Consider the following 12,547-nt stretch of genomic DNA (forward strand, 5'->3'; position numbering starts at 1 on the left):
GGCGGCCCCGGCGGATCGGGCGTGACCACACTGCCCGCCTTCGGGCAGGACTACGCGAAACTGCGCACGCGCTACGACTCCCCCCGGAACGCCCTCACCTCACATCGCGCGCCGGCTCTCCCGTGCCAGCAGCACCAGCAGATAGGCACCCCCGACGCACACGGTGACCGAGCCGGTCGGCAGGAGCACGCCCGGGATCGTGTGCTGTGCCGCGAGGTCGGCGCCGAGCAGCAGGATCGCGCCGACCAGCGCCGAGCCGACGAGGTCGACGGAGGTGCCGTGACCGGTGAGCCGGCGGGCGATCTGCGGGGCCGCCAGCGCGACGAAGGCGATCGGGCCGGCCACCGCGGTCACCGCCGCCGTCGCGACCACCCCGAGGACGACCAGCAGCACCTTGGTCCGCTCGACCGGCACCCCCAGCATCGCCGCCGTGTCGTCGCCGAGTTCGAGCCGCCGCATCCTGCGCTGTGCCACCGGTGCCGCCACGGCCACCGCCGTCAGCACGACGGCGGCCGTCCCGATGCCCGGCCAGTCGACGTTGCTCAGCGACCCGGCCCCCCACACCGCGACCCGCAGCGCCGTGTCCACGTCGGCCTTCACCAGGAACCAGGTGTTGACCGAGGAGAGCAGTGCGCCCACCGCGATGCCCACGATGATCAGCCGGAATCCCTGCACGCCCCGCTTGAACGCCAGCAGGTACACGCCGAACGCGGTGACCAGCCCCCCGGCGAGCGCTCCCGCCGCGAGCGCCGAATAGCTGGTCGCCCCCGCCAGCAGCATCACGACGACGCCGGTGTACGAGCCGGTGGTGAGGCCGATCACGTCGGGGCTGCCGAGCGGGTTGCGGGTGAGGGACTGGAAGACGGCGCCGCCCACCGCGAGGGCGGCGCCGAACAGGACGGCGGCGACGATGCGCGGCGCACGCCACTCCAGCACCACCTTGCGCACACTTCCGCGCGCCGACCCGGTGAGTACGTCGGTCAGGTCGCCCAGGCTCAGCGGGTAGCTGCCCAGGGTGAAGGCCCACAGGGACAGCGCGACCAGCACCAGCCACAGCACCGTGCAGACGACGACCGCGCGGCGGGTCAGACGCAGGCTCAGGGGTCCCGCCCTGAGGACGAACACCCCGCTCACAGCGCCCTCGCCCGTCGTCCGCGCACCAGCCAGACCAGTACCGGCGCACCGATGATCGGCATCATCACGCCGACCGGCAGCTCGGCGGGGGTCACGACCAGCCGGCCCAGTACGTCGGCGATCAGCACGACCGCCGGTGCCAGCACGGCGGAGTAGGCGAGGATCCAGCGCCAGTCGGGTCCGGTGAGCCACCGGACGGCGTGCGGCACCATGAGGCCGACGAACAGCAGCGGACCGGCCGCGGCCGTCGCCGCACCGCACAGCAGCGTCACCGCGACCACCACGCCGAAGCGGGTCGCCCCCACCCGCAGGCCGACGGCCCGCGCGGCGTCGTCGCCGAGGGCGATCGCGTTGAGCGGGCGCGCACAGCAGACGGCGACGACGAGTCCGGCCAGGACGAAGGGGGCGATCGCCGCGGCCGTGCCGGCCGGACGGTCGGTGACGCTGCCCGCCTCCCAGAACCTCATGCGGTCGAAGGTCTCCGTGTCGATCAGCGCGAGGGTCTGCGAGACGCCGGAGAGCACCGCCGTGAACGCGATGCCGATCAGGGTGAGCCGCAGGGGCGCGGGCCCGCCCCGGCCTCCCCGCCCACCGCTGGCGGCGAGGAAGACGAAGGCCGCGCCGGCGACCGCGCCCGCGAACGCGAGCGGAAGGTACTGCTCGATGCGGGTGACACCGAAGGCGGCCACGCCCAACGTGACGGCGAAGCCCGCGCCCGCGTTGACGCCGAGGATGCCGGGGTCGGCCAGGGGGTTGCGGGTGAGCGCCTGGATGAGTGCCCCGGCCACGCCCAGGGACGCGCCGACCAGCAGGCCGACGACGGTGCGGCCGACCCGGGCGTCGGCGACCGTGGCATGGGTCGCGGATCCGTCGGGCGCGGTGAGGGCCTGCCACACCACGTCCAGGGGGAGCATCGCCGAGCCGAGCGCGATGCTGAGCACCACCGCCGCGAGCAGTACGGCGACGGCGGCACCGAGGCCGAGCAGCCGGCGTCCGGTGGGACGCGACGAACGGGTCGGTGGGAGCGCGGCCGTCGTCGCCAGCGCCTGTGCCATCCATCCTCCTTGAGAAGCCCACGCCGGATGTGGCGGGGCCGAGCTGCCGAAATTCCGAACCACCGGCCGGACTTCAGAACTGCCGGACTGCCGAAGCGCCGGACTGCCGAAGCGCCGGACTGCCGAAGTACCGAAGTGCCGGACTGCCGAAGTGCGCCTCACCGTCCGCCGAGCGCACCCGCCGCGTCCGCCGTGAGCACGCCCACCGGTATCCCCGACTCGCGGCTGAGCGCGCGCAGCAGCCCGGCCCGGGTGGCGTAACCGGCCGCCCTGGCCGCCGCCGTCAGTTCGCCGCCGCCGAGGATGTGCTCGACGGCGGCGTTCATCCTGGCCCGGTTCCGCCACCGTGTGAAGGGCAGTCCGGTCTCGTCGAGGCAGACCCGCTGCACCTGACGTGGGCTCATCCGGTGCTGGGCGGCGAGCAGCTCCAGCGTCGCGCAGTGGTCGCGCAGGGCCTCACGGGCGAGCGCCCGCACCGCGGGATGGGTGGGCAGGACGACCGGGAAGTACTGCTGGGAGATGCCCCGCAGTACCCGCCCGAGCGCAAGGCGGAACGGCCGGACCTCGGCCGTGGTGCCCGGTGCGGCGCCCAGCACGGTGGTCATCACCTCGGTGATCGCGGGCACCACGCCGAGCGGCTGGACCCGGAGTCGGGGCAGGTCGTCGGGGGTGAGGGTGGGGCCGAGCGCCAGGCCGCCGGGCTCGATCCGCAGCGCGTGCGGCACCTGGGGCGCGAGCCACACGGACTCCTGCCGGCCGAGCCGCCACTCCTCGCCGTCGGCGAGCAGGAGGGCGGAGCCGGTCACGATGTGGATGAGGTGCGGCTCGGCGTGCTGGTGGGTGTCGTGACCGAGAAAGCGAATGGCGTTCTCCGCGACCACGGTGCCGAGGGATGTCACCGGCAAGCCTGCCTCCCGTACCTGCGACGTGTCGTGTCCGTCGCCGGCGATGTCGTGTTTGGATCGACACCCCGGAACCGGCGAGGTTAGCCTCACCTTACCAACGGGTCGAATGTGCGATCCCGTCCTGTCTGCGTGAGGTCCCATGTTTGCTCCTGCCCGCCTGCTCGCCGTCGCGGCCGTCGCCGCGCTGGCTCTCACCGGCTGCGCGGCCGACGACTCCTCCGGCGACGGCGACAAGGCGTCCGCCGCGAAGCCCCGTACGGTCGCGACCGACTACGGCAAGGTCGAGGTGCCCGCCGAGCCGAAGCGCGTCGTCGTGCTGAACCACGCGCTCGCCGGATACCTCTACGACCTCGACGTGCCGGTGACCGCGACGATCCCCGAGGACGCCGACGGCAAGGGCGAGTTCTCCCCCTACTGGGCCGACGAGGCGAAGAAGGACAAGACGACCTTCCTGCCGTGGAGCGTCGACGGCTTCGATCTGGAGGCGATCCTCAAGCTCGAACCGGACCTGATCGTGGGCGGCGGCATCGGCTTCCCGCTGTTCCAGGCGGAGAAGGTGTACGACGACCTGTCCGACATCGCCCCGACGGTGCTGGTCGGCAAGAAGCTCGGCGACTGGCGCAGCCAGTTCTCCTTCCTCGCCGACGACGTCTTCGGCAAGAAGGACGTCTACACCGAGCACCTCGCCGCCTACGACAAGCGCGTCGCCGAGGTGAAGAAGGCCATCACGCCCCCGCCCGGTCCGGTCTCCTTCCTGGCCATGACCGGTGACGGCACCGCCTACGGGCTGGTGGAGAGCGTCGGCATGCCCCAGGAGTTCAAGAAGGTCGGCATCGAACCGGCGCCCGTCTTCGCCGAGGGCGGCTTCAAGGTGTACGGCGGGGGCGGCGACATGTTCGAGCTGTCGACGGAGAAGGCCGGTCAGACGATCACCCAGCCGTCGGTGTTCGTGATGGGCTTCAACGCCGACACCACCGACGTCGCCACCCTCAAGAAGAACCCGGTCTACGGCGCGCTGCCCGCCTTCAAGTCGGGGCACGCCTACGACCTGCCGTACTGGGTGCTGCGCGGCGACTACGACGAGTCGATGGCGCTGCTGGACATCATCGAGGAGCAGTTCGCCTGATGGCAGCCCAACGCGCCTTCACGACACACCCGCTCGTCCTGCGCCGGGTCACGGTGCGCCGCGTCACGGAGGTGACCCCCCGGATGCGGCGCGTCGTCCTGGGCGGCGACCAGCTCGCCCCGTTCACCCGGGACGGGGTCGACCACCCCGGTTTCGCCGCGCCCGGCTTCGACGACCACGTCAAGGTGATCCTCGCCTCGGACGGCGACGTCCGGGCCGCGCTGCCCGCCCAGTTGCCGCACGGCATCGAGTGGACGCCGGCGGAGAACCGGCTGACCCGCGACTACACGCCCCGCCGGGTGGACGCGGCGGCCGGCGAGCTGGACCTCGACTTCGTCGTGCACGGCGACGGGCCGGCGGCGACCTGGGCGGCGTCGGCCCGGGAGGGCGACGAGCTGTGGTTCGTCGGCCCCAAGTCGTCGCTGCGGCTTCCGGAACGGCTGGACTGGATCCTGCTCGTCGGCGACGAGACCGCGCTGCCCGCGATCGGCCGTTTCCTGGACGAGCGTCCGGTCGCCGCCCCCGCCCACGTCCTGGTCACCGTGCCCGACGACGACGCCCGCCAGGAACTGGCGTTGCGCGACGGCGACACCGTGACCTGGGTCGTCGCGGAGCCCGGCGACGCGGCCGCGCTGGAGGCCGCGGTGCGCAAGCTGCCGGCCCCCGAGGGGGACGGGTACGCGTGGGCGGCGGCGGAGAGCCGGGCGCTGCTGCCGGTACGCCGGTATCTGCGGCGCGAGCTGGGGCTCCCGAAGGAGCGGCTGAACATCACGGGCTACTGGCACCGCGAGGAGACGGCCCCGGAGCAGGCGGAGGGCGCGCCCGCCCCGGAGCACGGACACGTTCCGTCGCCGGTGCCGTGGCTGGTGGCGCGGGCGGCGCTCCAGCTCGGCGTGGTCGACGCGGTCGCCGACGCGCCGGGCATCCCGCTCGGGGCGCTCGCCGCGCGCGTGGGTGTGCCGGCTGCGGGGATCGGCGTACTGCTGCCCCTGCTCACCGCGCACGGCGTGGTCGCCGGGGACGAGGGCGGACTGCGGCTCGGCGCGGCGGGCGAGGATCTGCTCGACGACCACGAGCGGGAGGAGTACGTCGGCCAGGAGGCGGAGCTGCTGCTCGCGCTCACGGAACTGGCGCCCGCGCTGCGGGACGGCGTCTCCCCCTGGCAGCGGGCGTCGGGCGCCACCCTGCACGACACGGTGGTCCGGGACGCGGAGCGCTACGGCGAGCTGGTCGAGGAGTGCGAGCAGTTGGCGTTCCTGCTGTCCGGCCTGACCGCGGACCCGCTCTGGACCGGCGTCGGGACCTGTCTGCTCACCGGTCCCGGTACCGCGTCCGTCGTCGCCGCCCTCGACGACGCCGGGCTCCGGCCGGGGCTGCGCGTCGCGGAGGACGACGTTCCCGCGGCGGTCCTGCGCGGCCGCGTCACGGCACCGGAACGGATCGACTGGACGGGCGGCCCGGCCGACGTCGCCGTGGCCGCGAAGGCCCTCGCCCACCGGACCGACGACGAGGCCGTGGCGCTGCTGGAGCGGCTGGCCGGCTGGGTCCCGACGGCTGTCCTGGTCGAGGCCTCCCGCCCCGACGGCCTGAGCCCGCGCGCGGCCGAGGTGGCCCTGCACGCCTACGCAGCGACCGGTGCCCCGCTGCGCGACTCCACGGCGATCGCCGCCCTCGCCGCCCGCACGGGCTGGCACGTCACCCGCGTCGTCCCCCTCGGCTGGGGCGCCGAGGCCACGGTCCTGGAACGCGGGGAGCCCGCTTCGGGCTGACCGGGGGCCGGGCGGCCGCCCCGCCCGGCCGCCGTCCGACCCGGACGGGCCACCTTCCACCGGCCCGCCCTGCTCACCCGCCGGATGCGACCGGCAGCCGGTGGCGCGGCGCACTCGGCCGCACCACCGCCCACCGACCGCCCACCGGGCCGCGACGGGCGGTGGCCGGGCGGACGCCGGCGGCCACGCCGGGGCCGGGGCCTCCCTGACGCCCTTCGGCGTCGTCGCGGCAGCCGCTCAGGACGACGTCCGCTCCACCAACTCCGTCGCCAGCACCACCTGGTGCCGCTCCAGCCCCCGCGAAGCCGCCGGGCGGCGGTCCGCGATCTCGGTCAGGAGCAGGTCGATCATCGCGCGGCCCATCTCCTCGATGGGCTGGCGGACGCTGGTCAGGGGCGGCTCCATGTGGCGGGCTATCGCCGAGTCGTCGTAGCCGACCAGTGCCACGTCGTCCGGGATGCGCCGCCCCGCCTCGCGCAGCGCCTGGCGGGCACCCGCGGCGGTGACGTCCGAGGCGGCGAAGACCGCGTCCACGTCGGGACTGCGGCGCAGCAGCTCCTCCATCGCGCGGCGCCCGCCTTCCTCGGTGAAGTCACCGGCCTCGATCAGCCCCTCGTCCACCGCGTGGCCCGCGTCGCGCAGGGCGTCGCGGTAGCCGTCGACGCGGCGCTGGGCGCCGTAGACGTCGAGGCGGCCGGTGATGTGGGCGATGCGGCGGCAGCCGCGGGTCAGCAGGTGCTCGACGGCCGAGCGGGCGCCGCCGTAGTTGTCCGAGTCCACCGAGGCCAGCGACTCCGTGGCCGAGCGCGGGCCGCTGATCACGGCCGGGATCTCCAGCTGGGTCAGCAGGTCGGGCAGCGGGTCGTCGGCGTGCACCGAGACCAGCAGGACACCGTCCACACGGTGTGCGGCCAGGTACTGGGCGAGCCGCTCGCGCTCCCGGTCACTGCCCGCGAAGATCAGGAGCAGCTGCATCTCGGTGTCGGAGAGTTCGGCGCCGACACCCTTCAGCATGTCGGAGAAGTACGGTTCCGCGAAGAACCGGGTCTCCGGTTCGGGCACGACCAGCGCGATCGCGTCGGTGCGGTTGGCCGCCAGCGCGCGGGCCGCCGTGTTCGGGACGTAGCCGAGTTCCGCGACCGCCGCCTCGACGGCCGCCCGGGTGGCGTCGCTGACCCGGGGCGAACCGTTGATCACCCGGGACACCGTGCCGCGGCCGACGCCCGCCCGTGCCGCCACCTCTTCGAGGGTGGGCCGGCCACCGCTCCGACCACGTACTCCGTGGCTTGCCATCGGCTCCGCCTCCCGTCGACACCCCCGCACTCTGCGGCTGGCCTGGAATTTAACAGGCCGGTCGGGTGTAATGACCGGCTCCGGGTCCGCTTCCGCCGTGGCGGAGGTGTCTCCGTAACGCTCGTCGCCTCCAGTTAACAGGCCGATAACTGAAGGCATTTCGTCGCGTCCGTTCCCTTGACACCCCCGCCCGGACCGACGACTCTTCAACACATCACTTGTGGGAGCGCTCCCACACTACCTGGCACATACACATCCCGCACGTTCCCCGCCCGAGCCGCAGCAACGAACGAACGACATGAAGCAGCGGGTCCAACCATGGAGTTGGCCGGGGGGTCGGCACGTCAGGGCAACAGGAGGACGCAATGCGAGCAGCACGTATACGACCCGCCCGCAAGGTGGTGGTCATGGCGGCCATCGCGTCGCTGGGCGCCGGGCTGCTGGCCGGCTGTGCCGATGACGGGAAGGACGAGGACGGCTCGTCGTCGGGCGACAGCAGCGGCAAGACCACGATCACCCTCGGTCTGTTCGGCACGATGGGCTTCAAGGAGGCCGGCCTCTACGAGGAGTACGAGAAGCTCAACCCGGACATCAACATCGAGGAGACGGTCACCGAGCGGAACGAGAACTACTACCCCGCTCTGGTCAACCACCTCACCACCGGGAGCGGCCTGCAGGACGTCCAGGCCATCGAGGTCGGCAACATCGCGGAGGTCGTCGAGACCCAGGCGGACAAGTTCGCCGACATGTCCAAGGTCGAGGGCGTCCAGGCCGGCAGCTGGGTGGACTGGAAGTGGAAGCAGGGAGTCACCAAGGACGGCCAGGCGGTCGGGCTCGGCACCGACATCGGCCCGATGGCCATCTGCTACCGCAAGGACCTCTTCGAGAAGGCGGGCCTGCCGACCGACCGCGACGAGGTCGGCGCGCTGTGGGCGGGTGACTGGAAGAAGTTCATCGAGGCCGGCGAGAAGTACAAGAAGGGTGCCGGCAAGGACACCTACTTCATGGACTCGCCCGGCGGTCTGATCAACGCCATCCTCGGTGGCGAGGAGGAGAAGTTCTACAACGCCGCCGGCGAGGTGATCTACAAGACCAACCCCGCCGTCAAGGAGGCCTTCGACCTGACCGCGGAGGCCGCCGAGAAGGACCTGGTCCAGGCGCAGACCCAGTTCCAGCCGGCCTGGGAGCAGACCATCGCCAACAACCTGTTCGCCACCGTGGCCTGCCCGCCCTGGATGCTCGGCACCATCAAGGGCAAGTCCCAGCCCGAGGCGTCCGGCCAGTGGGACGTGGCCGCGGCGCCGACGTCCGGCAACTGGGGCGGTTCCTTCCTGGGTGTGCCCAAGAGCGGCAAGAACGTCGAGGAGGCGCAGAAGCTCGTCGCCTGGCTGACCGCGCCGAAGCAGCAGGCCAAGCTCTTCGCCGTGCAGGGCAGCTTCCCGAGCGCCACGGCCGCCTACGAGCTGCCGGAGGTCAAGGACGCGAAGAACGAGATGACCGGCGAAGCGCCGATCGGTGAGCTGTTCGCCAAGGCCGCCGAGTCCATCCCGGCGCAGGTGATCGGCCCGAAGGACCAGATCATCCAGCAGGGCCTGACCGACAACGGCGTCATCCTCGTCACCCAGGGCAAGTCGCCCAAGGAGGCGTGGGAGAACGCCACCAAGACCATCGACAACAACCTGGAGAAGTGACCGGAATGACCACCCGGCACGACACCGCCGCGCCCCCCTCGAAGGGGGGCGCGGCCCCGGGCCGACCGCCCGGTGACGCGGTCACCTCCGAGGAGGCGAGGAAGCGGGCCCGGCTCTCCCGCCGCTGGCAGCGGGACCTGCGCTGGAGCCCGTACGCCTTCGTCTCCCCGTTCTTCCTGCTGTTCGCCGCCTTCGGCCTGTTCCCGCTGCTCTACACCGGCTGGGCCTCGCTGCACACGGTGGAGCTGACGGCGCCCACCGACATGACGTGGGTGGGCCTGGACAACTTCACCAGGATCTTCGACGACGACTTCTTCTGGAACGCGGCGCAGAACACGCTGACCATCGGCATCATCTCCACGGTGCCGCAGCTGCTGATGGCGATGGGCCTCGCGCACATCCTCAACTACAAGCTCCGCGGCTCCACCTTCTACCGCGTGGTGATGCTCGCGCCGTACGCGACGTCGATCGCCGCCGCCTCGCTGGTCTTCGTGCTGCTCTTCGGCCGCGACTACGGCATGATCAACTGGGTGCTCGACCTGGTCGGCTTCGACAAGATCGACTGGCAGAGCGACAAGTGGCCGTCCCAGATCGCCGTCTCGTCGATCGTCATCTGGCGCTGGACCGGCTACAACGCGCTGATCTACCTGGCGGCGATGCAGGCGATCCCGCAGGACCTGTACGAGTCGGCGGCGCTGGACGGTGCCAGCCGGTGGCGGCAGTTCATCCACGTCACGCTGCCCCAGCTGCGTCCGACGATCCTCTTCACCGTCGTCGTGTCGACCATCGGCGCCTCCCAGCTGTTCGGCGAGCCACTGCTGTTCGACGCCAACAAGGGCGCGTCGGGCGGCTCCCAGCACCAGTTCCAGACACTCGGCCTGTACCTGTACGAGCAGGGCTGGATCAACCAGCACCTGGGCCGCGCCTCGGCGATCGCCTGGACGATGTTCCTGATCCTCATCGTGATCGGGATCGTCAACTACGTCATCTCGCGCCGGCTGCGCGCCAGTAGTTAAGGAGAACCGGCCGTGACGACGACCCTGACCAAACCCCCGGCCGATCCGGTGCCCGAACCGTCCCGGCGGGGCCGGCTCCGGTCCAAGTCGGCCCGGGCCGGCGGACAGATGCACGCCGGCCCCGTCGCGTACATCATCCTCGCCCTGTTCACCCTCGGTTCGCTGTTCCCCCTGGTGTGGACGGCGATCGCCGCCTCACGCGACAACCAGCGGCTGGCCCAGACGCCGCCGCCGTTCTGGTTCGGCGGCAACCTCTTCGACAAGCTCGAGATCGCCTGGACCGACGCCAACATGGGCGAGGCGATCCTCAACACCACGATCGTGGCGGGAATCTCGGCGGTCACCGTCGTCTTCCTGTCGACGATCGCCGGCTTCGCCTTCGCCAAGCTGAAGTTCCGGGGCCGCAACGCGCTGATGCTGATCGTGGTCGGCACCATGATGATCCCGCCGCAGCTGAGCATCATCCCGCTGTACATGATGGTGGCCAAGCTGGACTGGACCGACCAGCTCCAGGCGGTGATCTTCCCGTCCCTGGTCAGCGCGTTCGGCGTGTTCTTCATGCGGCAGTACCTGCTGCAGGCGCTGCCGGACGAGATCATCGAGGCCGCCCGCGTCGACGGCGCGAGCAGCTGGCGCGTCATCTGGCACGTGGTGTTCCCGGCCGCCCGGCCCGCGATGGCCGTCCTCGGCATGCTGATGTTCGTCCAGGTGTGGAACGACTTCCTGTGGCCGTTCCTGGTGCTGACGCAGAACGGCAACCCGACCGTGCAGGTCGCCGTGGCCGGCCTCGGCCGCGGCTTCACCCCGGACCAGGCCCTGATCATGGGTGGCGCGCTGCTCGGCACGCTGCCGCTGCTGCTGGTCTTCGCGATCTTCGGCAAGCAGATCGTGGGCGGCATCATGCAGGGAGCCGTCAAGGGCTGACAGGCTGCCGAGAAGGGCAGACACCAAGGGCCGACACCTCACCCGTGGGCCGGGTCGCCGCCGCCCCGGCCCGCATTCCCCCCTCGTCCTTACTACGCGCCGGTCGTCACACGACCCGCTATGGGAGCGCTTCCATGCTTGAGTCCGCAACGCCGGTGACCCCGGTGACCTTCCCCCCAGCCTTCCTCTGGGGCGCCGCCACCTCGGCCTACCAGATCGAGGGCGCGGTGCGCGAGGACGGCCGTACGCCCTCGATCTGGGACACCTTCAGCCACACCCCCGGGAAGACGGCCGGCGGGGACACCGGTGACATCGCTGTCGACCACTACCACCGCTACCGCGACGACGTGGCGCTGATGAAGGACCTGGGGCTGGGCGCGTACCGCTTCTCCATCTCCTGGCCCCGGGTGCAGCCGACCGGCCGCGGCCCCGCCGTCCAGCGCGGCCTGGACTTCTACCGCCGCCTGGTGGACGAGCTGCTGGCCGCCGGGATCAAACCGGCCGTCACCCTCTACCACTGGGACCTGCCGCAGGAGCTGGAGGACGCGGGCGGCTGGCCGGAGCGGGACACCGCGTACCGGTTCGCGGAGTACGCGCAGATCGTGGGCGAGGCGCTCGGCGACCGCGTGGAGCAGTGGATCACGCTCAACGAGCCCTGGTGCGCGGCCTTCCTGGGCTACGCCTCCGGAGTGCACGCGCCCGGCCGCACCGACCCCGCGGCCGCGCTGCGCGCCGCGCACCACCTGAACCTGGCGCACGGTCTGAGCACAGTGGCCCTGCGGTCGGTGATGCCGGCCCGCAACTCGGTGGCGATCAGCCTCAACACCTCGGTCGTCCGCCCGCTGTCGCAGAGGCCGGAGGACCTGGCGGCGGCCCGCAGGATCGACGACCTGTCCGGCGGGATCTTCCACGGCCCGATCCTGCACGGCGCCTACCCGCAGTCCCTGCTGGAGGCGACGGCGCCGGTGACGGACTGGTCGTTCGTCCAGGACGGCGACCTGGGGCAGATCCGCCAGCCGATCGACGCGATCTGCCTCAACTACTACACGCCCACCGTGGTGTCGGCGGCCGACGCCGACTCCCGGGCGCCGCGCGCCGACGGCCACGGCGCGAGCGACCACTCGCCGTGGCCGGCCGCCGACGACGTGGCCTTCCACCAGCCGCCGGGCGAGCGCACGGAGATGGGCTGGAGCGTCGACCCGACCGGCCTGCACGAGCTGATCATGCGCTACCACCGCGAGGCTCCCGGCCTGCCGCTGTACATCAGCGAGAACGGTGCCGCCTACGACGACAAGCCCGGCGCCGACGGCACGGTGCACGACCCGGAGCGCGTCGCCTACCTGAACGGCCACCTCACGGCGGTGCGCCGGGCCATCACCGACGGCGCCGATGTCCGCGGCTACTACCTGTGGTCCCTGCTGGACAACTTCGAGTGGGCCTACGGCTACGAGAAGCGGTTCGGCGCGGTCTACGTCGACTACGTCTCCCAGCGGCGCACCCCCAAGTCGAGCGCCCTCTGGTACGGCCGGGCGGCCCGCACGGGCTCGCTCCCGCCGGTGGACTCCGCCGAGTAGGGGCCTTCCCGGGGGACGGCACGGCCGATGCGGGGCGCGGCACCCAGGTGGGTGCCGCGC

Annotated in this window: 10 protein-coding genes; 6 read left to right on the forward strand and 4 right to left on the reverse strand. The window is 72.0% G+C overall.

All coding sequences use genetic code 11. From position 1 onward, the window contains the following. Positions 1-99 precede the first annotated feature (99 nt). The 3 genes from ACFW01_RS16520 to ACFW01_RS16530 all read right to left on the reverse strand — a co-directional run bounded on the left by ACFW01_RS16520 (position 100) and on the right by ACFW01_RS16530 (position 3,094). On the reverse strand, positions 100-1,134 hold the full coding sequence (locus ACFW01_RS16520; protein ID WP_234959674.1) for an iron chelate uptake ABC transporter family permease subunit: 1,035 nt from the start codon (positions 1,132-1,134) through the stop codon (positions 100-102). Then, positions 1,131-2,189 carry an iron chelate uptake ABC transporter family permease subunit gene (locus ACFW01_RS16525; RefSeq protein ID WP_384504194.1) on the reverse strand — a complete coding sequence of 353 codons (1,059 nt, stop codon included), beginning with the start codon at positions 2,187-2,189 and terminating at the stop codon, positions 1,131-1,133. Before ACFW01_RS16525 ends, ACFW01_RS16520 begins: the two co-directional genes overlap by 4 nt. Positions 2,190-2,347: 158 nt before the next feature. After that, positions 2,348-3,094 (reverse strand): helix-turn-helix domain-containing protein, encoded by a 747-nt coding sequence (locus ACFW01_RS16530; RefSeq protein ID WP_234959672.1) that lies wholly within the window; start codon positions 3,092-3,094, stop codon positions 2,348-2,350. A gap of 139 nt (positions 3,095-3,233) precedes the next feature. On the opposite strand from ACFW01_RS16530, the gene ACFW01_RS16535 reads away from it, so the two are divergent. Beyond that, entirely contained in the window at positions 3,234-4,220 is a 987-nt protein-coding gene (locus tag ACFW01_RS16535) for an ABC transporter substrate-binding protein (protein ID WP_234959671.1), read from the forward strand. Further along, positions 4,220-5,989, forward strand: coding sequence for a siderophore-interacting protein (locus tag ACFW01_RS16540; RefSeq protein ID WP_384504196.1), 1,770 nt, complete (start codon positions 4,220-4,222; stop codon positions 5,987-5,989). The genes ACFW01_RS16535 and ACFW01_RS16540 overlap by 1 nt, the downstream gene beginning before the upstream one ends. A 237-nt stretch (positions 5,990-6,226) precedes the next feature. Here ACFW01_RS16540 and ACFW01_RS16545 read toward each other — a convergent pair whose 3' ends face one another. After that, entirely contained in the window at positions 6,227-7,282 is a 1,056-nt protein-coding gene (locus ACFW01_RS16545; RefSeq protein WP_234959669.1) for a LacI family DNA-binding transcriptional regulator, read from the reverse strand. Positions 7,283-7,647: 365 nt separating this feature from the next. Between ACFW01_RS16545 and ACFW01_RS16550 the strand changes: the two genes are divergently transcribed. From ACFW01_RS16550 to ACFW01_RS16565, 4 genes are all read left to right on the forward strand, one after another. Continuing rightward, complete coding sequence (locus ACFW01_RS16550) at positions 7,648-8,973, forward strand: extracellular solute-binding protein (RefSeq protein ID WP_234959668.1); 1,326 nt, start codon at positions 7,648-7,650, stop codon at positions 8,971-8,973. Positions 8,974-8,978: 5 nt separating this feature from the next. Further along, positions 8,979-9,989 (forward strand): carbohydrate ABC transporter permease, encoded by a 1,011-nt coding sequence (locus tag ACFW01_RS16555; RefSeq protein ID WP_234959775.1) that lies wholly within the window; start codon positions 8,979-8,981, stop codon positions 9,987-9,989. Positions 9,990-10,001: 12 nt separating this feature from the next. Beyond that, positions 10,002-10,913, forward strand: coding sequence for a carbohydrate ABC transporter permease (locus ACFW01_RS16560; RefSeq protein WP_234959667.1), 912 nt, complete (start codon positions 10,002-10,004; stop codon positions 10,911-10,913). Between the two features lie 134 nt (positions 10,914-11,047). Further along, a complete protein-coding gene (locus ACFW01_RS16565) occupies positions 11,048-12,487 on the forward strand; it encodes a GH1 family beta-glucosidase (RefSeq protein ID WP_384504199.1) in 1,440 nt (479 codons plus the stop codon). Positions 12,488-12,547 lie beyond the last annotated feature (60 nt).

This window comes from Streptomyces sp. NPDC058985, assembly GCF_042740985.1.
Classification (GTDB): Bacteria; Actinomycetota; Actinomycetes; order Streptomycetales; family Streptomycetaceae; genus Streptomyces.

Coding starts and splice junctions, on each gene's coding strand:
- ACFW01_RS16525 (WP_384504194.1), bottom strand. CDS start 2,189: ATGGCACAGGCGCTGGCGACGACGGCCGCGCTCCCACCGACCCGTTCG.
- ACFW01_RS16535 (WP_234959671.1), top strand. CDS start 3,234: ATGTTTGCTCCTGCCCGCCTGCTCGCCGTCGCGGCCGTCGCCGCGCTG.
- ACFW01_RS16540 (WP_384504196.1), top strand. CDS start 4,220: ATGGCAGCCCAACGCGCCTTCACGACACACCCGCTCGTCCTGCGCCGG.
- ACFW01_RS16545 (WP_234959669.1), bottom strand. CDS start 7,282: ATGGCAAGCCACGGAGTACGTGGTCGGAGCGGTGGCCGGCCCACCCTC.
- ACFW01_RS16550 (WP_234959668.1), top strand. CDS start 7,648: ATGCGAGCAGCACGTATACGACCCGCCCGCAAGGTGGTGGTCATGGCG.
- ACFW01_RS16555 (WP_234959775.1), top strand. CDS start 8,979: ATGACCACCCGGCACGACACCGCCGCGCCCCCCTCGAAGGGGGGCGCG.
- ACFW01_RS16565 (WP_384504199.1), top strand. CDS start 11,048: ATGCTTGAGTCCGCAACGCCGGTGACCCCGGTGACCTTCCCCCCAGCC.